Annotated in this window: 21 protein-coding genes; 13 read left to right on the forward strand and 8 right to left on the reverse strand. The window is 64.5% G+C overall.

What is annotated here, in order from left to right; translation table 11 throughout:
• Positions 1 to 7 precede the first annotated feature (7 nt).
• Together O3298_RS10070 and O3298_RS10075 are read right to left on the reverse strand one after the other, a co-directional pair.
• On the reverse strand, positions 8 to 1,810 hold the full coding sequence (locus tag O3298_RS10070) for a DUF1800 family protein (protein WP_305059186.1): 1,803 nt from the start codon (positions 1,808 to 1,810) through the stop codon (positions 8 to 10).
• A gap of 102 nt (positions 1,811 to 1,912) precedes the next feature.
• Positions 1,913 to 2,143: a hypothetical protein gene (locus O3298_RS10075; RefSeq protein WP_305059187.1), complete on the reverse strand. Its 231-nt coding sequence runs from the start codon at positions 2,141 to 2,143 to the stop codon at positions 1,913 to 1,915.
• A 79-nt stretch (positions 2,144 to 2,222) separates the two neighbouring features.
• Between O3298_RS10075 and O3298_RS10080 the strand changes: the two genes are divergently transcribed.
• The 8 genes from O3298_RS10080 (at position 2,223) to O3298_RS10115 (ending at position 10,443) form a co-directional block, all read left to right on the forward strand.
• Entirely contained in the window at positions 2,223 to 2,786 is a 564-nt protein-coding gene (locus O3298_RS10080) for a hypothetical protein (RefSeq protein ID WP_305059188.1), read from the forward strand.
• Between the two features lie 63 nt (positions 2,787 to 2,849).
• Positions 2,850 to 3,575 (forward strand): hypothetical protein, encoded by a 726-nt coding sequence (locus O3298_RS10085; RefSeq protein ID WP_305059189.1) that lies wholly within the window; start codon positions 2,850 to 2,852, stop codon positions 3,573 to 3,575.
• A gap of 4 nt (positions 3,576 to 3,579) precedes the next feature.
• The gene (locus O3298_RS10090) at positions 3,580 to 4,929 is read left to right on the forward strand and encodes a hypothetical protein (protein ID WP_305059190.1); all 1,350 of its coding nucleotides are present in this window, start codon (positions 3,580 to 3,582) and stop codon (positions 4,927 to 4,929) included.
• Positions 4,926 to 7,100 (forward strand): hypothetical protein, encoded by a 2,175-nt coding sequence (locus O3298_RS10095; protein ID WP_305059191.1) that lies wholly within the window; start codon positions 4,926 to 4,928, stop codon positions 7,098 to 7,100. Before O3298_RS10090 ends, O3298_RS10095 begins: the two co-directional genes overlap by 4 nt.
• 20 nt (positions 7,101 to 7,120) lie before the next feature.
• On the forward strand, positions 7,121 to 8,167 hold the full coding sequence (locus tag O3298_RS10100) for an aminotransferase class I/II-fold pyridoxal phosphate-dependent enzyme (RefSeq protein ID WP_305059192.1): 1,047 nt from the start codon (positions 7,121 to 7,123) through the stop codon (positions 8,165 to 8,167).
• Positions 8,151 to 9,020, forward strand: a complete 870-nt coding sequence (locus O3298_RS10105; protein WP_305059193.1) for a hypothetical protein — start codon at positions 8,151 to 8,153, stop codon at positions 9,018 to 9,020. The genes O3298_RS10100 and O3298_RS10105 overlap by 17 nt, the downstream gene beginning before the upstream one ends.
• Positions 9,021 to 9,054: 34 nt before the next feature.
• Positions 9,055 to 9,705: a hypothetical protein gene (locus O3298_RS10110; RefSeq protein ID WP_305059194.1), complete on the forward strand. Its 651-nt coding sequence runs from the start codon at positions 9,055 to 9,057 to the stop codon at positions 9,703 to 9,705.
• Positions 9,706 to 9,714: 9 nt separating this feature from the next.
• Positions 9,715 to 10,443, forward strand: a complete 729-nt coding sequence (locus O3298_RS10115; protein WP_305059195.1) for an amidohydrolase family protein — start codon at positions 9,715 to 9,717, stop codon at positions 10,441 to 10,443.
• A gap of 6 nt (positions 10,444 to 10,449) precedes the next feature.
• On the opposite strand, the gene O3298_RS10120 is transcribed toward O3298_RS10115, so the two are convergent.
• The 4 genes from O3298_RS10120 to O3298_RS10135 form a co-directional block, all read right to left on the reverse strand.
• Positions 10,450 to 11,787, reverse strand: coding sequence for a sigma-54 dependent transcriptional regulator (locus O3298_RS10120; protein WP_305059196.1), 1,338 nt, complete (start codon positions 11,785 to 11,787; stop codon positions 10,450 to 10,452).
• 276 nt (positions 11,788 to 12,063) lie between these two features.
• Positions 12,064 to 14,322, reverse strand: a complete 2,259-nt coding sequence (locus O3298_RS10125) for an arginine/lysine/ornithine decarboxylase (protein ID WP_034784421.1) — start codon at positions 14,320 to 14,322, stop codon at positions 12,064 to 12,066.
• 239 nt (positions 14,323 to 14,561) lie between these two features.
• Complete coding sequence (locus O3298_RS10130) at positions 14,562 to 15,047, reverse strand: dihydrofolate reductase (protein ID WP_099667616.1); 486 nt, start codon at positions 15,045 to 15,047, stop codon at positions 14,562 to 14,564.
• Entirely contained in the window at positions 15,044 to 15,808 is a 765-nt protein-coding gene (locus O3298_RS10135; RefSeq protein WP_305059197.1) for an alpha/beta fold hydrolase, read from the reverse strand. Before O3298_RS10135 ends, O3298_RS10130 begins: the two co-directional genes overlap by 4 nt.
• Positions 15,809 to 16,021: 213 nt before the next feature.
• Between O3298_RS10135 and O3298_RS10140 the strand changes: the two genes are divergently transcribed.
• The 4 genes from O3298_RS10140 (at position 16,022) to O3298_RS10155 (ending at position 21,881) form a co-directional block, all read left to right on the forward strand.
• Positions 16,022 to 16,597 carry a TerD family protein gene (locus O3298_RS10140; protein ID WP_099667617.1) on the forward strand — a complete coding sequence of 192 codons (576 nt, stop codon included), beginning with the start codon at positions 16,022 to 16,024 and terminating at the stop codon, positions 16,595 to 16,597.
• Between the two features lie 243 nt (positions 16,598 to 16,840).
• Entirely contained in the window at positions 16,841 to 18,088 is a 1,248-nt protein-coding gene (locus O3298_RS10145; protein WP_305059199.1) for a TerD family protein, read from the forward strand.
• Between the two features lie 9 nt (positions 18,089 to 18,097).
• A complete protein-coding gene (locus O3298_RS10150) occupies positions 18,098 to 19,432 on the forward strand; it encodes a VWA domain-containing protein (protein WP_305059200.1) in 1,335 nt (444 codons plus the stop codon).
• 187 nt (positions 19,433 to 19,619) lie between these two features.
• Complete coding sequence (locus O3298_RS10155) at positions 19,620 to 21,881, forward strand: outer membrane beta-barrel family protein (protein ID WP_305059201.1); 2,262 nt, start codon at positions 19,620 to 19,622, stop codon at positions 21,879 to 21,881.
• On the opposite strand, the gene O3298_RS10160 is transcribed toward O3298_RS10155, so the two are convergent.
• Positions 21,878 to 22,921, reverse strand: a complete 1,044-nt coding sequence (locus O3298_RS10160; protein WP_305059202.1) for an SMI1/KNR4 family protein — start codon at positions 22,919 to 22,921, stop codon at positions 21,878 to 21,880. The two genes, O3298_RS10155 and O3298_RS10160, sit on opposite strands and share 4 nt — an antisense overlap.
• Positions 22,921 to 23,895 (reverse strand): thymidylate synthase, encoded by a 975-nt coding sequence (locus tag O3298_RS10165; protein WP_305059203.1) that lies wholly within the window; start codon positions 23,893 to 23,895, stop codon positions 22,921 to 22,923. Before O3298_RS10165 ends, O3298_RS10160 begins: the two co-directional genes overlap by 1 nt.
• Before the next feature lie 157 nt (positions 23,896 to 24,052).
• On the opposite strand from O3298_RS10165, the gene O3298_RS10170 reads away from it, so the two are divergent.
• On the forward strand, positions 24,053 to 26,803 hold the full coding sequence (locus O3298_RS10170) for an EAL domain-containing protein (protein ID WP_305059204.1): 2,751 nt from the start codon (positions 24,053 to 24,055) through the stop codon (positions 26,801 to 26,803).
• Positions 26,804 to 26,859 lie beyond the last annotated feature (56 nt).

The following is a 26,859-nucleotide window of genomic DNA, read 5'->3' on the forward strand; positions in this document are numbered from 1 at the left end:
TGCTTCCTTATTTTTGAACCAGGTATTCAGGCGAGGCCATGGCCAGGAAAATGGCCAGGTGCACGCGGTAGGTTTTTGCCGTCGTCACTTGCGCGGCATTGCTGCCGTTGGCGGCGGGAATCGCGATGCTCGTGACGGCCGCCAGGATCTTGCCGCGCAGCCGGGACGACATATTGCCGGACATTAACAGTAAGTTGACCCGGTCCAGCAAGGCGGCGGGCTGGTCGGCCAGGGCCACTTCGGCCGAGTAGTCGGCTTGCACGGCGCTGTTTTCCGCCACGCCGCCGCGGATGGCGTCCTGCATGAAGTTCAGGTAACCGGTGACGGATGGCTCCGATGTGATCTGCATTTCCGGCGCCACCAGGCCCGCCGTCGCCAGCGCCGAATTGGGCGGCACGTACGAGGGGCGGAAGTAGTTGAAGACGGATGGCGCGTTCATGGGATTCTGCCCCAGTCCCGACAGCGGATCGCTCAGGTAATAGATGCGGTACTGCAAGGCCGCATCCTTGGCGTGAAAGGCGCGCATCCAGTTGCCCAGACGCACAAGCGGTTCGCGCAATTTGCCCGTGCGCAGGCTGCTGCCGGCTGGCGCCAGCGCGTCGGGGTCGAGCAGCACGGCGCGGATCACGGCCTGCATGTCGCCGCGCACGCCCGAACCATTGTTGGCGAAGGCGGCCGCAACCCTGCCCACATAGGCCGGGCTGGGGTTGCTGGTCACCAGGCGCTGGATCAGCTGGCGGCCGAAGAAGGGGCCGGCATTCGGATGGTTGAACAGGGTGTCGAGGGCCAGCGCCATGTCCGCTTCACCGCCGGCGGCGCCCGCCGCGCTCACGCCCAGGAAACGCTTTTCGCTGGTGGAGTGGTACGCCGCATAGTTCTGCATCGGTTTCCAGTCGCGGTCCGGATCGGCCACGCTGCCAAAGAAACGGTTCGCGCCCTGGTCCGGGCCGGCCCAGCTCCAGCCCGTAAACACTTTCGCCAGGCCGCCCACATCGTCGCGCGTGTAGGTGTCGATGGGCTTGCCGCCGGACAATTTCAATGAACCATCCGCATTCAGCTGGTACAGGCCGATGGTAAACAGCTGCATCACTTCGCGCGCGAAATTCTCGTCGGGTGTACGCGTGGCCGATTCCTTCTGGTTGCGCAGGTGCGACAGGTACAGCCCCATCATCGGATGGGTGGCCACGCCCTGCAGCAGGGTGCGGAAGTTGCCGAACGCATGTTGCCCCAGCATATCGTAATAGCTGGCGACGCCCCGCGTTTGCGTCCATACGCTCTCGTTTTGCGTGGACACGACGAAGATTTCCGACAGGGCAAAGGCCACGCGCTGGCGCAACTGGTCGTCGCCGCGCACGGCTTGCTGCCAGAACGACTCGTAAAAGTCGTTCGGCACGGCCTTGGTGGCCGCCGCGCCCGCAACGGGATACTTGGCGTCGATATATTTGCGGTGCAAGGTTTGCGGCTTGGAAAACTGCGCGCGGAACCAGGCGTCGCTGTCGCTGGCGGCGAGGGCGTCGATGGCCGCCATGTCCGGCCCGAACGTGGCGCGGCCCAGGAAGCGCGACGCTTCCGCGCGCGTGAAGGTGGCGGTCTGGTTGGCCGGGGGCGTGGTCAGGGGCGGTGGCGGGATGGTGTCGCCCGGCTTGGTGCCGGGGTTGGCCGGATCGCCGGGGACCGTGGTGGTCGGCGGCACGACCGATATGTCCGGGTTATGGCTGGCGCCGGTCTTGCTGTCGCCGCCACCGCCGCAGGCGGCAAGCAGGCTGAGTAATGTGATGGCCAACAAACGGCGCAAGGTAGGGTCTATCATTTAGTTTCTTTCAGGCAATCAAATTCTGGCCCGTTAATTGTAGGGCTTGCCTACCAAAATCCTGTTTCCAATTAACTATTTACGTGTTGGCCACGTTTACTTTTATCGTCCGTTGGCGTGGTGTTGACGGTGTTTTTGGCGGGGTAGAGCGAAGTTTTCTTTTTGAAAATGAAAAATATTTTTTGCCGATAGCGAGCACTGTGGCGGATAGGCGACGTAATCATTCCTGCCAATTAAGCTTGTTTGAAAGCTCATCTTGACAACGAAACCCGCTTCGCCGGAAACCATGGTTTTTACGCTATCGGCGAAACGCCGTTCGCCATCCTGTCCCATTCTTCCCCTGCGCCGGACTGGCATGGCCCTTGCGTCAGGGAGGCATGGGCCACCCGCCCGCCTTCCACCGGAGCCTGTCATGACCAGCCGCCTGCTCGCCTATCGTCCCGAAATGGAATTGCCTGAAGCGCCGGGCATGCTGCCGCTCCAGGAAGATGCGCTGGCGCTGGCGGCGCAGTTGCTGGAATTGCAGAGGCCGGCCCAATTCGATGCTTTCCTGGCGCACCAGCTGGGCGCCACCGCGGCGGGCCAGCAAGTGCGCGGCACGCCGCTGGAAGGGCCACTGCGCCAGTTGCTGGGCAAGGTGGTGGCGCCCTTGCTGCCCCTGCATGGTGGCTCGCCGCAGGCGCTCAAGCGGCGCGCTGCGGCCATCTTCGGCATGGAACTGGAAGGATTGAGCCCGGAAGACAAGGAATTCGAACTGGCGCGCCAGGTCGTGCACCTGATCGATGCCGTCAACACGGCGCTGGTGCAGGACGGCGTCCTGGGCGCGCGCGACCCCAGGACGTGGGTGGACGCGGCCCTGCTGCAAGTGGCACGCCGCGTGGCGCCAGGCTTGCTCAGGCAGGCGGCGCAAACGCCGGGACGGGATGCTGGCCATTGGCGCCGCGAGGGCGGGCACATCGTCGTGCTCGATTGTTAGCCGGGCGGCTGCTGCGTCCGGCACTGTTATGTCAACCGAGGTGCTAACTTTGAGGAGTTCATCATGCATGACTTGGATCGTACTACCCTGGAATACGGACAGGAAATGTCCGGCTTTGAAGCGGAACAGTTCGAGTTTGGCCAGGGCGAGTGGAGCGGCGAGGGCGGCGCGAGCGCCATGTTTTCCGAGGCCGAGGAGATGGAACTGGCGAATGAACTGTTGTCTGTCAGCAATGAAGCCGAACTGGAACAGTTTCTCGGCAATTTCCTGCGCAAGGCCGCCTCCGTGGCGGGCGGCATCATCAAGTCGCCCGTGGGACAAGCGATCGGCGGCGTGCTCAAGGGCGTGGCGAAGAAGGCCATTCCCCTGGCGGGCGGCGCCATCGGCGGCTATTTCGGCGGTCCGCTGGGCGCCAAGATCGGCAGCGGCCTGGCCTCGGCCGCCGGCAGCGCCCTGGGGCTGGAAGCGGAAGCGTCGTCGAACGAAGACCGCGAATTCGAGGGCGCCAAGCAGTTCGTGCGCCTGGCGGCCGATACCGTCAACCGCGCCGCGCAAGCGCGCGGCAATGGCGACCCGCGCGCCATCGCCCAGGCGGCGGCCAGCGCGGCGGCGCGCCAGTTCGCGCCAGGCCTGCTGGGCCGGCCGGGCGGCCAGGTCGCCACGCAGAACGGCAGCGGCCCAGCTGCGGGGGGCGTGGCGCCGGCCGGCGTGCGCAGCGGCGCCGGCATGCGGCCATCCAGCGGCCGCTGGGCGCGCCAGGGCCACAAGATCGTCCTGTACGGCGTGTGACATCATGGCCATCGGCGCTTATGCAGCCTGGATGCTGGAGCAGGAGGCGCGCTCGCTGCTGACGCGGCTGGCGCGGCTGGAACCGTTTGCGCTGATCGAGCCGACGGTGCTGGCGGCGTCCCTGATGCCCAGCGCCCAGTCGGCCATCGAAAGCCAGCTGGTGCAGGGCCGGCGCGCCTTGCGGCGCATGGTGGCCCAGTTCCAGTGGTGGCTGCGGCGCGAGCACGCCGATGGCGCCAGCATGGCCACGGCTGCCGAGGCCCAGCGCCGCTTCACTTTCCTGCGCCTGAAGTTCAATGCCGCGCTGACCCAGTTCGACCTGTTCAACGAAGTCATCACCCAGCGCAGCGAGCACAAGACGGGCGTGTGGCTGGCCGGCCTCGATATTGTTGCCGCCGATGCGCTGGCGCTGCCCAGCGATGTCTACCAGGCGCCGCCCGTGATCTGCTACCTGGACCGGGGACCGGGCGCGGCCATCCGCCGCGCGCGCACGCGCCTGCCGGGCGGCGGCGACAATCCCGTCGCCATCATCCGCCTGCCGCGCGAACGCATGATCGGCAGCGGCATCGCCTCGTCGCTGGTGCACGAGATCGGCCACCAGGGCGCGGCGCTGCTGGACCTGGTGGCATCCTTGCGGCCAGTGCTGCAAGCCATGCAGCACGGCGGCAGCGGTCTGGTTCACGTGTGGCAGTTGTGGGAGCGGTGGATTTCCGAGATCGTGGCCGACTTCTGGTCGCTGGCGCGGGTCGGCGTGGCCGCCACCCTGGGCCTGATCGGCGTGGTCAGCCTGCCGCGCGTGTTTGTCTTCCGCCTGAATATCGACGATCCCCATCCGGTGCCATGGCTGCGGGTGCGCCTGAGCTGCGCCATGGGACGGGCCTTGTATCCGCATCCGCAGTGGGACCGCCTGGAGCAGCTGTGGCTATCGTACTACCCGCTGGCCGGCTTGCCGCCGGCCCGGCAGCGGCTGCTGGAACAGTTGCAGGCCAGCATGGACGCCCTGGTGGGCTTGCTGGTGCAGCACCGGCCGCCGGCCTTGCGCGGCGGCTCGCTGGTCGAAGCCATGGCCGTGCACACGCGCCAGCCGGCCATGCTGGCGCAGCTGTTTCGCAGCTGGACCCTGGCGCCGGCGCAGATGTACCAGGCGACGCCTACCCTGGTGTTCGCCGTGCTGGGCCAGGCGCGCGCCAGCGCCACCTTGAGCCCGGAAGACGAAAGCGAGCTGCTGGGGCGTTTGCTGACCCACTGGGCCCTGCGCAGCACCCTGGACACGTCGGAGCTGTGCGCGGATGTCGTGCGGCATGGCCGCCGGTCCGGCAGGCCGTTTGATTATCCATTGAGGAGAATGACATGAGCAGCAAGATGAGCAGCAATATGGGTGGCAAGATGGGCAGCAGGAGCGGGGCGGCGGGCCAGGCGGGGCCGAAACAGCAGGGCGGCAGCATCGTCGTCACCGTGCACGAGCAGGACAGCGGGGCCATGGTCGTCAATGCCGCGATCAGCCTGTACCGGGGCGCCGAGGCCGACTGCCATGATTTCAATGCCGCCGCCTGGCAAGCCGACCCTGCCATGCTGGTGGGCGTGCGCTGGACGGATGGCCGTGGCGGCACCGTGTTTGCCGACCTGGCGACGGGCAGCTACGTGGGCGTGTATGGCAATTTCCCCGCCACGGCGCCCCACTGCGTGACGGTGCAGGCCGGCTGCAGCGCCGTGCTGTGCTTCAAGCCGCAGCTCAACCCGCAGGTGGGGCTGGCCTTCGAAACGCCGGACTGCCATCCCAGCGACTGCAATTTTGGCAGGGTGGGCGACCGCGCCGTGGCCACCGTGTCGTTTGACGGCGATCAAAGCGCCGACGGGCGCGACCAGGTGCAGGTGCTGGCCGTCGCGCCATGGGTGCCCATGCGCGGCACGCCGAACGCCTTTTCCACACCCGTGCGGCGCGCCGGCATGCACCGTTTCATGGCGCAGATGATGCTTTCGCAGCGGCCCGACCTGCGCAGCGCCTTGCCCGTGCCGGAAGGGCTGAGTCCGAACGCCATGCTGGCCGTGGATGCGGAATACGAGACGGAAGAGCGCCAGCCGCAGCCCATCTCGGGCAATGTGGGCGTGTCGCTGACGCGCACGGAAACGGAACCGACGGAAGACTTGCCCCTGTGGACCTTGATACGCAACAGCACCGAGGCGATGTCGTTTACAAATTACCTGCATTTCATGGACAGCCTGTTTTGCGGCGATCTGGCCGCCGTGCGCGGCTTCGAGCAGGAGCGCTTCGTCAAGAAGGCCGACATGTTCCAGCAGCTCAAGCAGCGCCGCGCGCTGCCGTTCTCCGATTCGGACTCCTACCGCGTGCTGAAAGTGGCGACGGAAGCGTTCGTGATGGTCAATTGCGGCGTGTTGAACCAGCCGCTGGCTTTCAATCCGGCCGAAGACAACGCCTATCTGGACCGGCGCGACATCCCCCAGGGGCGCGACCTGGAAACCGTGCTGCGCAACGATTACCTGGAAAACATCGACGGCTTCCAGACCTTGCCCTACCTGGCCGTGATCCGGCGCAAATTGCCCGACATCCCCATCAGCATCCCGCGCGGCCAGGAGGGGGAAGTGGACCTGTGCTTCGGCATCATCCAGGAAAAGCTGGCGAACCCTTGCCTGCTGGAACTGATCTGGTCGTACTGGCACGAAGAGGGCATGCTGGTGCAGACCATGAACGCCATCGCGCAACGCTTCCAGAACCTGCGCGCCCCCGGCGGCGGCCTCGACCCCTTGTCGAACACGGAAATCGACATGCTGCGGCCCCTGAATAACTTGCTCTGGGGCTACACCCAGGATGAGCAGCACCGGTTGACCGTGGTGCGCCGCAACTACGAATATGACCATCACTACGGCGTGCGCCTGGACGGCAAGGCAGTGCAGCACTTCCGGCCGGCCGACAGCCGCTCGAAATTCCTGGAAGCATTCCACCACCTGTTGCGCCTGCTCACTTCCTTCTACAAGCAGGATGACGACACCACCGTGAAGGCGGATGCCTTCCCCGTACTGAATGCCTTGAAGGAAATCCATTTGATCCTGTCGCAGGGCGCGCACAACCAGTTCGGCGACTTGCCGTCGACGGCGCGCATCGAGATGCTGATGCAGCAATGGATGCTGGCGCGCCCCGAATTCCGCGAATTCTTGCCGACGCGCGTGATGGTGGCGTATCCGGAACCGTGGATGGACCGGGTCGATGCCATGAAGAAACTGCAGGGTTGGACGGATACGAGCGTGATGCACTTCCGTAACCTGGCCATCTTTGGCGAGCAATTGCTGCTTTCCGTACGCTATGGCAACTGGAGCGACATCTACGAACCCACGCAGGCGTTCAACTGGGCGCGCTTCTGGCGCCCGCAAGTGCAGGGCTATATCCACGGTTACCGCGCCGCCACCGGGGTCGACCTGTCCGTCGACAGCAGCGACCCGGCGATCGAAGCGACGATGCCCTCGGTATTGCTGCGCCAGCGCCTGAGCCAGCAGCTGCGCAGCGTCTAGGACGGGAGCGAGGCGCGTGCATGCTCGATTTTACCAGTGCGCTGTACCTGGGCATGCGCCATCCGGCGGCTTCGCTGGCGCCGTGGAACAGCCTGACCCTGGGCCAGCCGGCCGCGCTGCAGGAGCCGCCCGGCGCGCAAGCCCTTGCAGCAAGCCTGGCTGCGCTGCAAGGCTGCGAGGCCGCTTGCGTGCTGCCGTCGACCCTGCACCTGTTCTGGGACCTGTTCGGCATGCTCGCTGCCGAGCGGCTGGTGATCCTCGTCGATGGCGGCAGCTACGCCATCGCGCGCTGGGGCGCCGAGCGGGCGCAGGCGCTGGGCTTGCCCCTGCGCATGTTTCCCAGCGGCGAGATGGCGGTGCTGCGGCGCCTGGCGGCGGACTGGGGCCGGCAGGGGCGGCGCCCGCTGATCCTGGCCGACGGCTATGTGCCGGGCAGCGAACAGGTCTTGCCGCTGACCGGCTACGCGGCCCTGGCGCGCCAGGGAGGCGGCTATCTGCTGCTGGACGACACGCAGGTGCTAGGCGTGATGGGCACGGCTGGTGGCGGCTCGGCGCGGCTGCATGGCTTGCCGGGCGGCTGCGACAAGGGGGGCGGCCACCTGATCGTCGGCGCCTCGCTGGCCAAGGGCTTTGGCGTGCCGCTGGCCGTGCTGGCCGGCAGCGGCAACTTGCTGCGGCGCTTCGCGGCGCACAGCCAGACGCGCGTGCATGCCAGTCCGCCTTCGGCAGCCGTGCTGGCGGCGGCGCGGCGCGCGCTGGCGCTCAATGCGCGCCATGGCGACGCCCTGCGCGCCAGGCTGGCGGACAGGGTGGCGCAATGGAGGGCGGGGATGGCGGCGGCTGGCATCGCCTGCCAGGGTGGCAGCTTTCCCGTGCAGCGCCTGCCCGGCCGCGCCCATTTGCAACAGGTCTTGCGCGCAGCGGGCGTGCTGTCGCTGGCGCAAGCGGGGGAAGGTCCCGGCGCGCTGACTTTTCTGCTGCGGGCCGATCATTCGTCGCGGCAACTGGAGCAGGCGATGGGCTTGCTTGAACATCACATCAGGAGGCGATATGAACGAAGCGTTTGAAATGCTGCCCTTTGCGGGGCAGCCGGGAGCGGCCGGCGAGCAGGAATGGCAGGGGGAATGGTCTCTAGAGTGGTCGCAGGAGTGGCAAGGGGAGGAAGAGGGCGAGGCCGAATGGGAGGGCGGGCGCTGGCCCCCCGGTGGCGCGCGCGGCGGCATGCGCGGCGTCGGGCTGCGCGCGCGGCCGCCCCTGCGCGGACAGCGCCGTCCCGCGCCGCCGCGCTACCAGGCGAATCCGGCGCGCAGGCCGCTGCGTCCCGCGCCGCCGCCCTTGCCCTATCTGCCGCCGCGCTACCGGGGCTGGGCCGGCTACGTGCCCCTCTACCCGACCCTCTATCCGCAGGCCTATCCCGTGGCGGAGCCGACCTTTGGCGACCAGCCGGAGCCGGGCATGGATACGGGACAGGGCCAGGATCAAGGGCAGGACCAGGGGCAGGACGATGACCAGCAGCAAGGTGAAGTCCCGCCCACCCTGGCCGGCACCATGGGCCGGGTGCCGGAAGCGGCCGCCTTGACCTACCAGGCGCTGGGGACGCTGGCCAATGCCTTGCGCGACCCGAATGGCCGCGGCCCGGGCCTGTACGTGATCGAGTTCGATGCGGGTGGAAGGCGCCGCGCCTACAGCGGCCAGACCGATGATCTGCACCGCCGTTTGCTGCAGCACCGGCTGTGCGGCCAGATGTTGGCCGTCGACGTCAGCGCGCACCAGGTGTACGTGGCGGCCCTGTCCTCGGCGGCGCAGCGGCGCCGCATCGAGCAGCGCATCCATGACGACATGTTCGCCAACCAGCGCGGCGTGCTGACCAACCAGCGGCGCGAACTGGAACTGGCCGTGCTGGGTGAAATGTGGAATTGACGACAGCGCCTTGACGACTGAGAAGGAGTACATCATGCATCAACTTGAATGTGAATGCGCGCAATGCCGCCAGCGGGCCGGCGCCGCGTTTGAAGTGCTGGAATTCGGCCAGGACTGGCCCGGCAAGGGGAGCGCCCCGGCCCTGTTCAGCGAAGAGGAAGAGTTGCAGCTGGCCATGGAATTGCTGGAAGTGTCCAGCGAGGAGGAGCTGGAACAGTTTCTCGGCAATGTCTTCAAGAGCGTGTGGAAGGGCGTCAAGAAGGTGGGTGCTACCATCGCCAAGGTGGCCAAGCCCCTGGGCGGCGCCTTGAAGGCCGTGGCCAAGACGGCCTTGCCCTTTGTCGGCGGCGCCCTCGGTTCGATGATACCGATACCGGGCGTGGGCACGGCGCTCGGTTCGGCCCTGGGGCGCGCCGCCAGCAATGCGCTGGAACTGGAGCTGGAGGCCGCAGCGCCGGTCGACCGCGAACTGGAGCTGGCGCGCCGCTTCGTGCGCATCGCGGGGCAGGCGGCGCGCCTGGCGGCCGACGGCGACGGCAGCGCGCGCGCCGTGGAAAGCGCGCTGACGCGGGCCCTGCACCAGCAACTGCCGCATTTCCGTTCGGCCGCGCCGCAGGGCGAGGAGGAGAGCGGGCGCTGGCGCCGGCGCGGCAACCGCATCGTCGTCATGGGCGACTGGCAATAGCGCGGCAAGATGATCATCGACTGTCATTGCCATGCGGGACCTGGCGACGGCTTGAGCGGGCCGTGGGACAGCGATGCGCCGCTGCACGCCTATCTGCGCCGCGCGCAGGCGGCCGGTATCGCCCGCAGCGTGCTGTTCGCCGCCTTCCACTCCGATTACGCCATCGCCAACCATGGTGTGGCGCGCCTGGTCGCGTCTGATCCGCAGCGTTTCTACGGCTTTGCCTTCGTGCATGCGCGGCGCGACCGGGGCCGCATCCAGGATCTGGTGCGCACGGCCGTCGAACGCTACGGTTTTGTCGGCATCAAGGCGCACCGCCTGGATGCGCGCATCAGCGGCGAAGTGTGCGACGCGGCGCGCTTCTTCGGCTTGCCCGTGCTGTACGACCCGGCCGGCGAGGTGGCCGTGGCCGAGCTGCTGGCGCAGCAGTATCCCGATGTCGATTTCATCCTGCCCCATCTGGGCAGCTTCGGCGACGACTGGGCGGCGCAGCTGGCGCTGGTCGACCATCTGGCCCGCCACCGCAACATCCATGCGGACAGCTCGGGCGTGCGCCGCTTCGACTTGCTGCAGCAGGCCGTGCGCCGCGCGGGGCCGCACAAGGTCTTGTTCGGCTCGGATGGCCCCTGGCTGCATCCGGGGCTGGAATTGCACAAGATTCACCTGCTGGGCTTGCCGCCGCTGGATGCGGCTTTGATCACTGGCGGCAATTTCTTGCGGCTGGCGCGGCTGGCTTGAGGCAGATCAAGGCGCGGCCGCCTTGCGGCGTATCTGCAGGGCGCGGTCGGTCACCCCAAGGCGGGCGGCGGCGCGCTGGTTGTTGCCGTGTTCCTCGGCCAGCACGAGGCGGATGGCCATGTCGGTGGCGCAGCGCGCGATGTGCGACAGCTTGCAGCCCTGGGCCAGGGCCCGCCGCACGGCCGCTTCGAAGTGCTGGTCGGGCCAGGGCGGCGCCAGCAGCCGTTCTTCGGGTGGCAGGGCGCCGATGGTGATGGGGCCGGGGCCGCAATGGCGGTGCCAGATGCGCGTGACGGTCTGGCGCAGCTCGCGCACATTGCCCGGATAGTCGCGCAGCAGCAGGTATTCGCGCACGGCGGCGTCCAGCGGGGGCGGCTGCTGCTGGGCCAGTTCGGCGAGAAAATGCCGGGCCAGCGGCAAGATGTCGTCCTGGCGCTCGCGCAACGGCGGCGTCTGGCAACGCCAGCCGGCGATGCGGTAATACAGGTCGGCGCGGAAGGCGCCGCGCGCCACCTCGTCTTCCAGTGCGCGGTTGGTGGCGCAGACGAGGCGAAATTGCGTCGGTTGCCAGGTATTGCCGCCCACGCGCTTGTATTTGCGTTCCTGGATGGCGCGCAGCAGCTGCGCCTGCAGGGGCAGTTGCAGTTCGCCCACTTCGTCGAGGAAGAGCACGCCGCCGTCGGCCAGGGCGAAAGCGCCGTCGCGCGGCGCCGCCGCGCCCGTAAACGCGCCCCGTTCATGGCCGAACAGTTCGCTGCCCGCCAGTTCCGGCGACAGGGTGGTGCAGTCGAGGATGGTGAAGTCGCCCCGGCAGTTGCCCAGGCGGTGGACCAGTTGCGCCAGTAAATCCTTGCCCGTGCCCGTTTCGCCCGTGATCAGCATCGGCGCCTGGCTGAAGGCGGCCATTTCCACCACCTGGTGCAGCAAGGCGGTCCAGACAGCGCTGCCGCCCACCAGTTGCTGGCGCACGGCGCTGGACGCCAGCAGCTGCGCCACGGCTTGCCAGCGCTGCAGGCGCGCCAGCACCTGGCCCGCATCGACGGCGCCGCCAGGCCATAGCAGCACATCGAGGGCGCCGGCCGCCAGCAGGGCCCGCTGTTGCGCGCAGCTGACGGCCTGGCCGCAGGCGGCGATGGCCAGCACGCGGGCATGGCTGCACAGCGCCGGCAGCGCCTGCAGCAGCGCCGTATTGGCTTCGGCGAACAGCACGATGCCCGTTCCATCTGCTTCGCCATCGTGCCGCCGGGCTATAGTTACCTGAGCCTGCTTCAAGGCCGCCGCCAGCAAGGCGCCACTGCCAGCCGCCGCCTGCTGCATGATTTCCAGCCACACCTTGAGCGTCATAGGCCTGCCGTCACGAGGGCACGAGTCGCCCATCTTAGAAGCCCGATACCCCGGTCGTTTGATCTGGCGCAAGCGTGCGCGCTGGCCCACAATGAAAAACGCCGCCTGATCTGCATCAGGCGGCGCCATGTAAGCAGCGTTCTTTAACGAACGTCACGACGGTTCATCCAATCGTAGCGAGCGGCAATGATTTGTGGCCGAGAAGCGCAACCGTACTCTGGTACGGTGAGCATCGCCGGCCGCAAAGCGCGCCAAGCGAGATTGGATGAGCCGTAACTAGTCGTCCAATTTCACACAGTCCACAAAATAGCCGCGTTTGCCATCGACTTCGCGTTTCACGAGGCCATGCACATCCGTCTCGAAGCCGGGGAAGCGCTCGTTGAAGTCGCGCGCGAAGCGCAGGTAGTCAACGATGGTCTTGTTGAAGCGCTCGCCCGGGATCAAGAGCGGAATGCCCGGCGGGTACGGCGTCAGCAGGATGGACGTGATGCGGCCTTCCAGTTCGTCGATGGCCACGCGCTCGATTTCGCGGTGCGCCATCTTGGCGAACGCGTCCGACGGCTTCATGGCTGGGATCATGTCCGACAGATACATTTCCGTCGTCAAACGGGCCACGTCGTAGGCCTTGTAGAAATCGTGGATCTGCTGGCACAGGTCGCGCAAGCCCATTTTTTCGTAGCGTGGGTTGGCCGCCGCAAATTCCGGCAGGATGCGCCACATCGGCTGGTTCTTGTCGTAGTCGTCCTTGAATTGTTGCAAGGCCGTCAACAGGGTATTCCAGCGGCCCTTGGTGATGCCGATGGTAAACATGATGAAGAACGAGTACAGGCCGCATTTTTCAATGATGACGCCGTGCTCGGCCAGGTACTTGGTGACGATGGACGCGGGGATGCCCGTGTCGCCGAACTGGCCGTCCAGCGACAGGCCCGGGTTGACGATGGTCGCCTTGATCGGGTCGAGCATGTTGAAGCCGGGAGCGAGGTCGCCGAAACCGTGCCAGTCATCCTCGGCGCGTATCATCCAGTCTTCCTGCTGGCCCATGCCTTCGTCGTTGAAGCTGGCCGGACCCCACACCTGGAACCACCAGTCCTGGCCCCATTCCTGGTCGATCTTCTTCATGGCGCGGCGGAAATCGAGCGCTTCCATGATCGATTCTTCCACCAGGGCCGTGCCGCCCGGCGCTTCCATCATGGCCGCGGCCACGTCGCACGAGGCGATGATGGAATACTGGGGCGAGGTCGAGGTATGCATCAGGTAAGCCTCGTTGAAGGCGTCCTGGTCCAGCTTGACCGTGTCCGATTCGCGCACGAGGATTTGCGAGGCCTGCGACAGGCCGGCCAGCAATTTGTGCGTGGACTGGGTCGAGAAGATCATCGATTCCTTGGCGCGCGGACGGTCCTTGCCGATGGCGTGCATATTCTTGTAGAAATCGTGGAAGGTGGCATGCGGCAGCCATGCTTCGTCGAAGTGCAGGGTGTCGATCTTGCCGTCCAGCATTTCGCGCAGGGTTTCCACGTTGTAGATCACGCCATCGTAGGTCGATTGCGTGATGGTCAGGATGCGCGGCTTCTTGTTCTTCGCTTCGCGCGCGAATGGATTCGCTTCGATCTTGCGGGCAATGCTTTCCGGCGTGAATTCATGCAGCGGGATAGGGCCGATGATGCCCAGGTGATTGCGCGTCGGCATCAGGAACACGGGAATGGCGCCGCACATGATGATCGAATGCAAGATTGACTTGTGGCAATTGCGGTCGACGACGACGATGTCGCCTGGCGCCACGGTCGAATGCCACACCATCTTGTTCGAGGTCGAGGTGCCGTTCGTGACGAAATAGCAATGGTCGGCATTGAAGATGCGCGCCGCATTGCGTTCGGACGCGGCGACGGGGCCCGTATGGTCGAGCAGCTGGCCCAGTTCCTCGACGGCGTTGCAGACGTCGGCGCGCAGCATGTTTTCACCGAAGAACTGGTGGAACATCTGGCCGATCGGCGACTTTAGGAAGGCCACGCCGCCCGAGTGGCCGGGGCAGTGCCACGAGTAGGAACCGTCGTTGGCGTAGTGCACCAGGGCGCGGAAGAACGGCGGCGACAGGCCGTCCAGGTAGGATTTCGCTTCGCGGATGATGTGGCGCGCGACGAATTCCGGCGTATCTTCGAACATGTGGATGAAACCATGCAGTTCGCGCAGGATATCGTTGGGAATATGGCGCGAGGTGCGCGTTTCGCCGTACAGGTAAATAGGGATGTCGGCGTTCTTGTAGCGGATTTCCTCGACGAAGGCGCGCAGCGACTTCAAGGCGTGATCGGTTTCCTCGATGGAACCGGCGCCGAATTCTTCATCGTCGATCGACAGCACGAAGGCTGACGCGCGCGATTGCTGCTGGGCAAATTGCGACAAATCGCCGTAGCTGGTCACGCCCAGCACTTCCATGCCTTCTTTTTCCATTGCGGCGGCAAGGGCGCGAATGCCCAGGCCGGACGTATTTTCAGAACGGAAATCCTCGTCAATGATGACGATGGGGAAACGAAATTTCATGCATGTCTCCAAAAAAGCAAGCCGCCCCTGACAGATGTGAAGGGGCGGACTAGGGCGCGACGGTCAGGCGGTAGTGCAACCCGGCAGCCACATAAAAAAAATAAGAACGGGATTCTCGCAGAAATGCGGCCTCTGCGGGAAAAAAATATCGCACCAAAGCGCCACAAGCTTGCGCTAGCGTGACGCAACGGTGTGACAGGGGTATTACAGCAACATTCTGTTAATCAACATCAACCTTATCAGGCTTTGCGTTGCAAGGTGACAAAGGCGTAAGGCAGGCCGGATTTCTCCGAAACATGCGCTTCGCGCGCGGTTTCTTGCCACACGGCATGATCCACGGCGGGGAAAAACGCATCGCAATCGAACGTCTGGCCGATTTCCGTGACGATCAGGCGCTGCGCCAGGGCCAGCGACTGCTTATAGATGTCGGCGCCGCCGATCACATAGCCTTCGGCGCCATCCAGCAGGGCGATGGCCGCTTCCAGCGACGGCGCCGCTTCCACGCCTTCATGGCGCCAGTCCGGATTGCGCGTGATGACGATGTTGCGGCGGTTCGGCAGCGGGCGGCCGATGGAATCGAAGGTCTTGCGGCCCATCAGGATGGGGTGGCCCGTCGTCAAGCGCTTGAAATGCGCCAGGTCTTCCGGCAATTTCCACGGCAGGGTGTTGTCGATGCCGATGCCGCCTTGCTGGTCGGTGGCGACGATGATGGTCAGTAAGCTCATTGGTTCTGTGAAAAAGGTGGGGGCGATGCCCGATGCCCGTCATTATCGTTGAAATTGCCGGCAGCCTCCAGATGCGCACGCATGGCTTGCGCCAGCGCGCCTGGCGCTTCCAGCGGAATCATGTGGCCGGTGTCGTCTTTGAGTATGTGCAAGGTGGCTTGCGGCAGGCGGGCGGCCATGGTGCGCAGGTCGTCGGGATTGACGAGCTTGTCGTCTTCGGCGCCCACGATCAGCACGGGGAAATCGAGTTCCGGCAAGCGCGCCATCAGGTCGGGGCGGTCTATCGTGGTGAGAAATTGCGCCAGCAGCACTTCCTTGCCCAGGTCCAGCCCCATCTGCTGGATCAGGCCCGTGATGCCGTCGTCCTGCAAGTGCGACGGGTGCAGCAATTCGCGCAGGCGCTGACGCGTGATGCCCGTATAGGCATTGCGCTCGAGCATGGCGACGATGCGCTGGCGCGCTTCGACCTCCGCCGGCAGCAAACCTTTGGCCGAATTGGCGATCAAAGTGAGGGATTTCACACGCTGCGGGTGCGCCAGCGCGTGTTCGAGCGCCAGGTAGGCGCCCAGCGAAAAGCCCACCAGATGGGCTTGCGGAGCGCTGTGGCTGGCGATCATCTGCTGCATCTGCGGGCGCGTGCGCGCCTGGTGCAGGGGTACGTGCCGCAGCTCAAAGGCGTCGCCCAGGGCAGGCGCCAGGCGCGACCACAGGCGTGCGTCGCACAGGGTGCCAGGAATGCAGTCGAGTCGTATATTGATCAAGGACAAACCTAGTGTGAAAAATTTTTGTCGAGCGGCATTATCCGTCATTTTGCGCATGGGGACAGCGGCACGATTTTTCCGTATGGCATTATTTTCAATAGTGCGCGGCTGGCAAGCCGGAACTTTATGGTAGGCTCATGGCTCATCAAGCCGGCGTGCCGGCGACGTGACCTGAAACACCGAATGCAACCCCCACATTAAAGAGGAATTACCATGGCGATCAGTTTGCAAAAAGGCGGCAATGTCAACCTGAGCAAGGAAGCTCCCGGCTTGAAGAAAATCGTGATTGGCCTGGGCTGGGACCCGCGCGCCACCGATGGCGCCGCTTTTGACCTGGACGGCAGCGCCTTCCTGCTGAAAACGGATGGCAAGGCCCGTTCCGATGCCGATTTTATTTTTTATAACAACCTGAAGTCGGCTGACGGCTCCATCGTCCACGCGGGCGACAACACGACCGGCGGCGGCGATGGCGACGACGAGAAAGTGGCCGTCGACCTGGCCAGCGTGCCTGCCGACATCGACAAGATCGCCATCGCCGTGACTATCCACGACGCGGAAAACCGCAAGCAGAACTTCGGCATGGTCGGCAAGGCCTACATCCGCTGCCTGAACGGCGACAACGGCGCGGAAATCGCCCGCTACGACCTGTCGGAAGACGGCTCGACGGAAGCGGCCATGATCTTCGGCGAAATCTACCGCGCCGGCAGCGAATGGAAATTCAAGGCCATCGGCCAGGGTTTCAAAGGCGGCCTGGGACCACTGGCACGCTCGTTCGGCATCAACGCCTAAGAGCTCCGGAAAACGGCCCATGGCGGCGTTGCGTCACCTCGCCGTACTATTCGTACTGTCTTCGGTGACGCGCCTTGCCCTGAACCGTTGTCCGAAGCTCTTTTAGCTTTGTATAGAACCCAAAACGGCAGTCCATGGCGGCGTTGCGCCGCCATGGACTGACTGTACATTCGTACTGTCTTCGGACGACGCGCCTTGCCTTGAGCCGTTGTCCGAAGCTCCCACACCTGAATAAATAATCGCATGGAAAACCTGATCAAGGGGCAGCGCCTGGCGCTGTCCGGCCTCGTCACGGGCAACGTCGTGCAACTGGGGCTCGCCAGCGCTGGCGTGCCGCTGGACTTTGCCTGTTTCGGCCTCGATGCCAACGGCAAACTGTCCGACGACCGCTACATGACTTTCTTTAACCAGCCGCGCACGCCGTGCGGCGGCGTCGAAGCGGCGGCGCCGTCCGGCGATGCGGCCGGTTTCAGCTATCAGCTGGACCGCTTGCCTGCCACCATCGAGCGCCTCGTCGTCACGGCCGCCATCGATGGCGCGGCCACCATGGCGCAGCTGGGCAGCGGCTACCTGCGCTTGCAGGACGGCGGGCGCGAGCTGGCCCGCTATACGTATGCGGGATCTGATTTTGCGCAAGAAAAAGCCGTCATGCTGGGCGAGTTCTACCGCAAGGACGGCGGCTGGCGCTTCATGGCCGTGGGCCAGGGCTTCAATGGCGGCCTGGACGCTCTGGTCGCCCATTTCGGCGGTGAAGTGGCGCAGGCGGCAGCGGAGCCGCCGCCAAAAATTTCCCTGTCGAAAATCTCGCTGACCAAGGCGGGCCAGACGCACAAGGTGTCGCTGCAAAAGGGCGCGGGCGCGCCGGGCAAGCTCACCGTCAAGGCCAGCTGGGTCGATAACGGCGATGGCGACGACGATAACGACGACCTCGATTTAAGAGTCGGCATCCTCTTGCCGAACGGCCAGATGCGCTTCATCCAGGCGCCCGATACGCCGGGCAGCTTCGACGTCATGCCGTATGTGCGCCACCTGGGCGACGTGGCGGGCGCATCGGGCAAGGAACCGGCCACGGAAACGGTGGAAGTCAATCCCGCGCTGGCGCAACAGTACGGCGGCACGGTGGGCCTCGTCTTCAGCGTGTATTCGGCGCTGGCCAATGGCGCCGTGTCGGTCGCTTCCATGCGGCCGAAGATGGTCATGCAATATGGCGAGCAGATCGTCGAGTGCGCGTTCGACTTCCGCCTGTCCAAGGCGGCCGAGGACGATTCCGTCTACACCTATGTGATCGGCATGGCGCGCATCACGCCCGACAGCATCATCCTCGAACCGTCCGGCAAGACGTCGGAACCGGGCAGCGAAGCGACGCCGTGGCTGAGCTGGCAGGGCGAGAATCTGCAACTGGCCTTCAACGGTCCCGTCGTCTTCAAGGGCGAGGACAAGGAAGACGAAGATGATTTCAACGCGGACAATCCGCGCCGCTATATCGCCTAGGAGGCACTGATGGAAACCTTGTCCAAGGGACAGCGCTTGCCGCTGGCCAATCTCGTTCCCGACGGCGTGCTGCAGGTGGGCGTCGCCGCGCAGGGGCTGGCGCTCGACGTGGCCTGTTTCGGCCTCGACGCCAGCGGCAAACTGTCCGACGAGCGCTACATGACCTTTTTCAACCAGCCGCGCACGCCGTGCGGCGGCGTGGAAGCGCGCCCCGGCAGCGGCGGCGACATGGCCGAGTTTGCCTTGCAACTGGCGCGCTTGCCGGCCGGCATAGACCGCCTCGTCGTGACGGCGTCCATCGATGGCGGCGGCGTGATGTCGCAGCTGCAAGCCGGCCACGTGCGTCTGGAGGCGGGCGGACGCGAGCTGGCCCGCTTCGCCTTCGCGGGTAGTGATTTCGCACAGGAAAAAGCCGTCATGCTGGCGGAAATCTACCGCAAGGATGGCGGCTGGCGCTGCATGGCCGTGGGGCAAGGTTTTAATGGCGGACTGGATGCGCTGGTGCGCCACTTCGGCGGCGAAGTCGACCAGGCCGCTTCTGCTGCCCCTGCGGCGGTTTCGGCCGTCATGCAGGCAAAGATCAACCTGGAAAAACGGGTCGAACGGGAAGCGCCGCAACTGGTCAGCCTCGTCAAGCAGGCGGGCGTGTCGCTGCAGAAAGTGGGTTTGCTTGACCACCGCGCCAAGGTGTGTTTGTGCCTGGATATTTCCGGCTCCATGGGCCGACTATATAAAGAGGGGCTGGTGCAGCGCTTTGCCGAACGCATCCTGGCCCTGGGCTGCAAGTTCGACGACGATGGCGAGATCGATGTTTTCCTGTTCGGCAAGAATGTCCACCATCCGGCGCCCATGGCCTTGAGCAACTGCAATACCTACGTGGGCCAGGCCATACAGCGTCATCCGCTGGAAGGCGACACGCGCTATGGCGCCGCCATGCAGGCGATACGCGCATTTTATTTCCCCGATGGCGCCGGCGGCGAGCGCACGCGGCCCGTCGCCGCGGAATTGCCCGTGTACGTGATGTTCGTCACGGATGGCGGCACGAGCGACCAGGCGACGACGGAGAAACAATTACGCTGGGCCAGCCATGAACCGATCTTTTGGCAATTCATGGGCATCGGCAAGGGGCGTAAATCGAAAAGCAAGTTCCTCGCCGCCTTTGCCGATTCCGACTTCCCCTTCCTGGAAAAGCTCGACGAATTGCAGGGCCGCCTGGTCGACAATGCCAATTACTTTTCCGTCAGCTCGCCCGACGAGCACAGCGATGCGGAACTGTATGACTTATTGATGACGGAATATCCGGGCTGGCTGAAACTGACGCGCGGCAAGGGCTTGCTGAGGTAGCGCAAAGGTAGCGCAAAGGTCATCGGATGAGGCTATGCGACCACAAGTGCGAGAGATTTGTAAATTGAAGTAAATAACAATGGTTCGCATTTGCTTTGCTCCTTGCAATCGTGGCATGCTTTGAGAATGTGCTCTCACGCTGCGGCGTAGTGCCTCATCCGTAGCGTCTCGATTATTTTTTAAGCAAATGCATAAAATTCTCTTTCACTGTCTGGCGGGCGGTAGCCTGCTCGTGTCCGGCGCCGCTGTCCAGGCGCAAACCGTCACCGGCGATACCGTCGTCAAGCCCGCACCGGCCAAGGCGCCCGCCGCCGATGCTCCCGCTACCGTCAGCGTGACGGCCGAACGCCCCACGGGCCGCATCGACCGGCAAGTCTACGACGTCAAGTCCGACGTGGGCAGCACCAACGGCACGGCGGCCGATGCCTTGAACAATGTGCCTTCGGTGGCCGTCGACCCCGATGGTTCGGTGTCCTTGCGCGGCAGCAGCAATGTGCAGATATTGATCGATGGCAAACCGTCGGCCATGCTGCAGGGCGATTCACGCGGCGCCACGTTGAACGCCATGGCGGCCGACGATATCGAATCCGTGGAAGTGATCAACAATCCCGGCGCCCAGTTCGGCAACGAAGCCGGTGGCGGCCCGATCCTGAACCTGGTGATGCGGCGCAACCGCAAGCCGGGCGGCTTTGCCACCGTCAACGCGAATGCGGGCATCGCCGGGCGCTACAACAGCTCCGTCTCCGGCACATACAATGAAGGGCCGTGGGGCTACCAGGGCGGCATCAACGTGCGCCATGACGGCCGCAATTCCGTGGGCGAGGTCAGCCGCGAGCGTCTGGACCGCGGCACGGGCGCCTTTGCCCCCAGCAGCCAGAGCTCCACCAACAATGGCTTGAACGATTCGCTGGGCTTGCACGGCACCGTCAATTACAACCTGAACGCGAATGACACCCTGGCCGCCAGCGTGTCGTACAACGGGCGCAGCAACGACCAGCGCTCGCTGGACCGTTACATCAACGGCGACAGCACGGGCAGCACCATCGGCGACTATGTGCGCAGCACCGTGCGCAACGGCGACAGCCGCAACTACAGCTGGGGCGGGCGCTACGACCACAAGGGCGAGTTGCCTGGCGAAACCCTGAAAATCGACTTGCGCGTGTCGTCGTCCACTAACGAGAGCGACAGCGATTACGCGAATGCCTATGCGATCGCCCCCGTCAACGCGTTTGACAGCCGCGCACGCCAGCATAGCGAGACGGGCAACCGCATCGTCGACTTCAGCGGCGACTACGAGCGTCCGCTGGCGGGCGGCACGGCCAAGCTGGGCTACAAGGTGGCCGATAACAAGAGCAGCTTCGACACTTTATATACGGACATCAATCCGGCCAGCCTGGCCGAGACCGTCAATCCCATGCGCAGCAACCGTTTCGAGCTCGACGAGCGCACCATCGCGCTGTACGGCTCTTACCAGATGCGCTTGAGCGAACGCTGGGGCGCGCTGGCCGGCTTGCGCGCCGAATACACGGACTTGAACGTGCGCCAGATCACCGGTGGCGTTGAGGCTGGCAACAATTACGTCAACTATATTCCCAGCCTGTTCGCCACCTATAAGGTCAGCGACGAGAGCAATTTGCGCTTCAGCTACGCGCACCGCATCCGCCGCCCGAATGCGGGCGATTTGAACCCCTACGTGGTGTACCGTGACGAGTTCAATGTGTCGGCCGGCAATCCCAAGCTGAAGCCCACGCAGACGGATTCCTTCGAAATCGGCTATGAAACGAAGATCGCGGGCCTGGAAAGCAGCTTGCGCGCCTACCACCGCCGCGACACGGACGCCATCGTCGATTATCGCTATTTTATCAGCGACAATGTGCTGCTGACGACGCGGGAAAACGGCGAAGGCAGCCATTCGAGCGGCCTGGAATTCAGCGTCAGCGGCAAGCTGACGCCATCCCTGACCCTGAACACGAGCGGCAACCTGGCGCGCAGCCAGCAGACGAGTTCCGACGACCTGGGCAACCGCAGCACGCGCACGGCCAACGCACTGAGCGGTCGCGCGCGCCTCAATTACCAGATCAATGCGGATAACCAGCTGCAACTGGCCCTGCAAATGCAGGGCAAGATGTTGTCGGGACAGGGCTACCGCTCGCCGAACAACACGCTGAACCTCAGTTTACGCCACACCGTGACACCGCAATTGAGCCTGGTCATGAATGTGACCGATGTGTTCAGCAGCAACAAGATGGAAACCGTCATCAACAGCGCCTCGCTGCGCGAAACGAGCACGCGCCGCTTTGACGGGCGCATGATTTATGTGGGCTTGTCGTACCGCCTGGGCGGCGCCACGTCGGCGGCCAAGGAGGGCGAACGGGAGCCGCGCTTCGGTCCGCCGGGCGGACGGGGGCCAGGCGGTCCCGGTCCCGGCCCGGGCGGCGAAGCAGGCTAGGCCGCCCAAGCGATTTCGTGCAGGAAGTCGATGAAATCGTCCATATGGAGCTCGAAGCGCCATTCGCCTGCGCCATGTCTGGCGCGGTACACGGGCAAGTCACCGTCGATGCTTCTTTCTTCCAGGTGTACGCAGTACGGGTCGCCGCCCGCATCGGCAATCACCACGAGCTTCGACTGCCAGCTCGCGATGTTGTGATTATGCACGGCATGGACGGCGTAGCCGTGCTGGGCCTCCACCAGCTCCGCCGCGCCGTACAGATGCAGGCCCTGCGGGAAGCGCTTGCCGTCGACATGCACGCGCAGCGGCGAATAGAATTGCAGGAAATGGCGGTAGATTTCCGGCAAGACCCATTGCGCGTCGATTTCGGCCATGTCCTTGGCGCTGGCCATGGTCAGCCAGTTCGACGGTTGCGCAAGGTCTTGCTCGCGCTGGCGCCGCAGCGCCAGTTTCCGCTCCAGGAAGGCGGCTGCTACTTGCAGGCGCGACCGCGGCTTGGCCAGCGTCTCATGCTTGGCGGGCGCCTTGTAGCCTGCACCGTCAGGGTAGCCGTCCGCTTGCCAGTCCAGCACGGCGCTTAGTCGCAGCTGCTCTGCCTTCCAGTGGCCGGGATCGGACGGCAAGTCCTGGTCAAACGGCTGGCGGCTGAACACGGCCAGGCTCTTGATCGCCTTGGCGCGCACTTCCAGCCTGGTGGCGCCGGACGCTGCCAGCGCCACCAGGGGCGCATACGCGTCCACGCCTATACTTTTCAGCAAGCCATCGACGCCCCAGTACGCCAGTGCGGGCTGCTCCAGTGCCCAGGCGAAAAAGGCCGCATGTTGACTGCCTTCCACCAGATGCACGATATCCGTCATCAAAAAGGTGCGCCAGTGCAGCAGTTGTCCATCGCGCGCATACGCCGTCAGGATGTCGAGCACGGCCAGCCTGTCGTGCGCGGCATGCTTTTTCAGCAGCCGCTCTTTCAGCCTGGCGAACTTGCTGCCATCCGTTTCGTCAAACAGCTTGCGGTGCAGGGCTGCCAGCGGTGTGACCGCCATCAGACGGCCATCGCCGCCTTGATGGGCGCATGGTGTTCATAGCCTTCCAGCGAGAAATCCGACGGCTCGATCTTTTCCAGCCATTCCGGCTCGTACTTGCCCGTCTTCGCGTAGTCGGGCACGCGCTCGGAAATGACGAAACGGGGCGCCGGGAACGGCGTGCGCTTCAATTGTTCTTCCACCATGTCGAGGTGGTTTTCATAGATGTGCGCGTCGCCGATGAAGTAGGTGAACCAGCGCGGCGTGTAGCCCGTCAGGCGCGCCACCAGGTGCAGCAGGGCGGCGCCTTCGGCGATGTTGAACGGCGTGCCCAGGCCGATATCGTTGCTGCGTACATATAAACACAGCGAAATTTCGCGCGTGCTGGCGTTTGGGATGAACTGGTACAGCAAATGGCAGGCGGGCAGGGCGACGGCGTCCAGCACGGCCGGGTTCCAGCCGTGGAACAGGATGCGCCGGCTGCCCGGGTTGCTCATGATGGTGTCCAGGCACTCGCGCAACTGGTCGACGGCCTTGTACAGCAGCACTTTTTGCACGCCGTTCTCGACGATGGGGGCGACCAAGGTAAAGCCGTTCGCTTGCGCATCGGCGATCTGTGCGGGCTGGTCGGCGTCGAGCAGCTTATATGCGGGCCATTGGCGCCATTGCACGCCGTACACGGGGCCCAGGTCATCCTCGCCTTCGCGGTAGGGGTTGGCCAGCCATTGCGCGTTTTCATTGGCGTTCTGGTCCCATACCTTGCAGCCCAGGGCGCGGAATTCGGCCGCGTTGCGCGAGGCGCGCAGGAAGGCGCACAATTCGCCGATCACGGATTTGAAAGCCAGTTTCTTGGTTGTCACGGCAGGGAAGTTGCCGTTGGCCAAGTCGAAACGCATCATGGCGCCCGGCACGCTCAGGGTGCGGATGCCCGTGCGGTTGTCTTGCCAGCTGCCCGTTTCGAGCACGGTCTTGATCAAATCTTGATATTGCTGCATGTATTTCTCCAACGGTAAGGATGGTGATTGTAACGCAGGCGCGACAGGCGGGCCGCGGCCCACGCACATAATTACGCTGCCGTCTTACCTGCAAACATGACTCTGTGGTAATTTGTGTGTCCTTGAAGAAATACATAGAAACGGCAGATGCTGCACCATGTTCTTGCGACAATTTGTAAATAATAATAACGCCGCCGTGGTGGAGATGAGCAGGGCCGATTTTCTCAAGGCTAACCTGCGCCTGATCCTGGCCTGGCCCTTGCTGGGCCTGATCCTGTGCGCGGTATTGTGGACGGCCACCTTGCTGCAGCTGGAAGCGGAAAAGAAGGTGGCGCAGCAGCAGGCGCTCGACAGCGTGTCTTCCTTGTCGAAAGCATATGGCCAGTACCTGCTGCGCACCCTGGAGCAGATGGACCAGCTGACCTTGCAGCTCAAGTATGAATGGGAAAACTCGCGCGGCCAGCTGCGCCTCGATCAATTGAAAACGCAGGGCATGTATGCCTTGCCGCAATTTGCCATCGTCGCCATCCTCGACCGCAAGGGCCATCCCGTGACGGCCACGGCGCCGCTGCAGCGTTTGCGCGTCAACGAGCGCAGCGATTTCCTGTTGCGCCACTGGCGCAGCAATTCCAGCGCGCTGCGCATCGCGCTGGGGAGGGCCAGCGAGGCCGCCCCGTCAGCGCCGGGCGCCGGCGAAAGCCTCGTGCATTTCACGCGCCGGCTGGAAGACGAGGATGGCAACTTCGACGGCGTGCTGCTGATTTCCATCCATTCCAGTTATTTTTCCGAATTCTATAATAGTGTCAATTTTGGCAAGTTCGGCATGTCGGCCATGGTGGGCGAAGAGGGCGAGCTGTTCAGCACGCGCCTGGGTTCGCGCGTGCTGCCGACCCCGAGCGGCCAGGGCACGCCGTTTCTCGACACCAGCTTCCTGGAAACGGAGAGCGGCGCCCTGCATTCGGGCGGCAGGATAGCTTTTTCCGACAAGCAAAATCGCTATGTGGGCTGGCAGGCGCTGAAAGCCTATCCGTTTACGGCCGTGGTCGGACTGTCGGACGGTGAAATGCTGCATCCCTACGAGGAAACGCGCACGATTTATCTCGGCATCGCCCTGGCCGTCACCGTGCTGCTGCTGGCCTTTGCCGCCGTCGCCACCGTGCTGTCGCTGCGCCTGGCGTGGCGCCACCACCAGTCCGAAGGCGTGCGCAACGCCTACCGCATGGCCACCGAAGGCACGAGCGACGGCTTTTATATCATCGCCGCCCTGCGCGGCGCGGATGGCAGCATCCTCGACTTCGAGATCGTCGACTGCAACGAGCCGGGCGCCGGCTACTTTGGCGTGCGCCGCGAACAGTTGCTGGGCATGCGCCTGCAGTCGCGCGCCCACGAGCCGTGTTTCCGCGACTTGATCCATAATTACCGGGCCGCCATGGTCTCCGGCTTTTCCGAGGAAGAGATCGAGTTGCCGGAAGGCAACCCCTTCAAGCTGCGCTGGATACGCCGGCGCCTGGTGCGCAGCGGCGACCGCCTGGCCGTCACCCTGCAAGACATCAGCACGGCCAAGGAGCACGAGCGCGACTTGCGCCGCCTGGCCAATGAAGACGGCTTGACGGGCTTGCCCAACCGCTACTGGCTGCAGCAATTCCTGCCCGGCGCCCTGGGCCGCGCCGCCATCGCGCGGCACATGCTGGCGCTGCTGTTCATCGACCTGGACGGCTTCAAGGATATCAACGACACGCAGGGCCACGCGGAGGGCGACAAGGTGCTGCGCGCCGCCTCCTTGCGCTTGAAGGCCGTGCTGCGGCCGGGCGACCACGTGGTGCGCCTGGGCGGCGACGAATTCGTCGTCGTGCTCGACCCGGTGGAGGACGACAGCCGCGCCGAGCAGGTGGCGCAGCGCATCGCCATCGCCTTCGACGAGCCGTTTTACCTGGGCAGCGAACGCCACAAGATGGGCGCCTCGATCGGCATCAGCCTGTATCCGCGCGATGGGGCCGAGACGGAAGTGCTGCTGAAGAACGCCGACATCGCCATGTATGCCGTGAAAGTGGCGGGCAAGGGCCATCACCGCTTCTTCCAGCCGGAATTGTTCGAAACCATCCGCAACCGGCGCGAACTGGAGCAAAGCCTGGTGGCGGCGCTGGAGCAGGATCAGTTCCTCGTCGTCTACCAGCCGAGGGTCGACGCCATGAGCGGGCAGCTGTGCAGCATGGAGGCGCTGGTGCGCTGGCACCATCCGCAGCACGGCATGGTGCCGCCGCTGGAATTCATCCCCGTGGCCGAGAGCAGCGGCCTGATTTCCCAGCTGGGCGAAGTCGTCATCGAAAAGGTGTGCCTGCAGATGGCGCGCTGGCAAGCCAGCGGACTGGAACTGGTGCCAGTCTCCATCAACGTCTCGGCGCGCCAGTTCGGCCGCGGCGACGTGCACCAGGTGCTGGCGTCTGCGCTGACGCGTCACCGCATCGATGCGCGCCTGATCGAGGTGGAAATCACGGAATCGGCCATGATGGATGAACAGAACCGCGCCGTGGAGCAGTTGTCCGCCATCCGCGCGCTGGGCGTGCGCCTGCTGGTCGACGATTTTGGCACCGGCTATTCCTCGCTGTCGCAGCTGCAGAAGTTCGCCATGGATGGCTTGAAGATCGACCGCGCCTTCACCATGGAACTGGGCCGCTCGGAGCAGGGCGAAGTGTTCGTGCGCGCCATCCTGTCGATGGCGCATGCGCTGGGCATGAGCGTGGTGGCCGAAGGGGTGGAGACGCGCGAGCAGCTCGACATCCTGCGCACCCTGCAATGCAATGAAGTACAGGGCTATTTCATCTCGCGTCCCGTGCCGGCGGAACAGATGCTGTCGCTGATGCATCAGCGCTTTCTGATACCGCTTCCAGCCCCTGCATTGGCACTGTAGAAGGTCGTATGCGCAGGAAAAACAACGCCGTTTCATAAAAAGAGCGAACGTTCGCT

The sequence above is a fragment of the Janthinobacterium sp. SUN137 genome (assembly GCF_030587265.1).
Taxonomy (GTDB): Bacteria; Pseudomonadota; Gammaproteobacteria; order Burkholderiales; family Burkholderiaceae_D; genus Janthinobacterium; species Janthinobacterium kumbetense.

What these genes read in the sequence shown, in the direction of transcription:
- O3298_RS10140 (WP_099667617.1), top strand. Translation starts at nt 16,022, where the DNA reads ATGGCGATCAGTTTGCAAAAAGGCGGCAATGTCAACCTGAGCAAGGAA.
- O3298_RS10105 (WP_305059193.1), top strand. Translation starts at nt 8,151, where the DNA reads ATGAACGAAGCGTTTGAAATGCTGCCCTTTGCGGGGCAGCCGGGAGCG.
- O3298_RS10125 (WP_034784421.1), bottom strand. Translation starts at nt 14,322, where the DNA reads ATGAAATTTCGTTTCCCCATCGTCATCATTGACGAGGATTTCCGTTCT.
- O3298_RS10165 (WP_305059203.1), bottom strand. Translation starts at nt 23,895, where the DNA reads ATGCAGCAATATCAAGATTTGATCAAGACCGTGCTCGAAACGGGCAGC.
- O3298_RS10115 (WP_305059195.1), top strand. Translation starts at nt 9,715, where the DNA reads ATGATCATCGACTGTCATTGCCATGCGGGACCTGGCGACGGCTTGAGC.
- O3298_RS10150 (WP_305059200.1), top strand. Translation starts at nt 18,098, where the DNA reads ATGGAAACCTTGTCCAAGGGACAGCGCTTGCCGCTGGCCAATCTCGTT.
- O3298_RS10130 (WP_099667616.1), bottom strand. Translation starts at nt 15,047, where the DNA reads ATGAGCTTACTGACCATCATCGTCGCCACCGACCAGCAAGGCGGCATC.
- O3298_RS10170 (WP_305059204.1), top strand. Translation starts at nt 24,053, where the DNA reads ATGTTCTTGCGACAATTTGTAAATAATAATAACGCCGCCGTGGTGGAG.
- O3298_RS10145 (WP_305059199.1), top strand. Translation starts at nt 16,841, where the DNA reads ATGGAAAACCTGATCAAGGGGCAGCGCCTGGCGCTGTCCGGCCTCGTC.
- O3298_RS10155 (WP_305059201.1), top strand. Translation starts at nt 19,620, where the DNA reads ATGCATAAAATTCTCTTTCACTGTCTGGCGGGCGGTAGCCTGCTCGTG.
- O3298_RS10080 (WP_305059188.1), top strand. Translation starts at nt 2,223, where the DNA reads ATGACCAGCCGCCTGCTCGCCTATCGTCCCGAAATGGAATTGCCTGAA.
- O3298_RS10075 (WP_305059187.1), bottom strand. Translation starts at nt 2,143, where the DNA reads ATGGGACAGGATGGCGAACGGCGTTTCGCCGATAGCGTAAAAACCATG.
- O3298_RS10090 (WP_305059190.1), top strand. Translation starts at nt 3,580, where the DNA reads ATGGCCATCGGCGCTTATGCAGCCTGGATGCTGGAGCAGGAGGCGCGC.
- O3298_RS10070 (WP_305059186.1), bottom strand. Translation starts at nt 1,810, where the DNA reads ATGATAGACCCTACCTTGCGCCGTTTGTTGGCCATCACATTACTCAGC.
- O3298_RS10095 (WP_305059191.1), top strand. Translation starts at nt 4,926, where the DNA reads ATGAGCAGCAAGATGAGCAGCAATATGGGTGGCAAGATGGGCAGCAGG.
- O3298_RS10100 (WP_305059192.1), top strand. Translation starts at nt 7,121, where the DNA reads ATGCTCGATTTTACCAGTGCGCTGTACCTGGGCATGCGCCATCCGGCG.
- O3298_RS10160 (WP_305059202.1), bottom strand. Translation starts at nt 22,921, where the DNA reads ATGGCGGTCACACCGCTGGCAGCCCTGCACCGCAAGCTGTTTGACGAA.
- O3298_RS10120 (WP_305059196.1), bottom strand. Translation starts at nt 11,787, where the DNA reads ATGACGCTCAAGGTGTGGCTGGAAATCATGCAGCAGGCGGCGGCTGGC.
- O3298_RS10110 (WP_305059194.1), top strand. Translation starts at nt 9,055, where the DNA reads ATGCATCAACTTGAATGTGAATGCGCGCAATGCCGCCAGCGGGCCGGC.
- O3298_RS10085 (WP_305059189.1), top strand. Translation starts at nt 2,850, where the DNA reads ATGCATGACTTGGATCGTACTACCCTGGAATACGGACAGGAAATGTCC.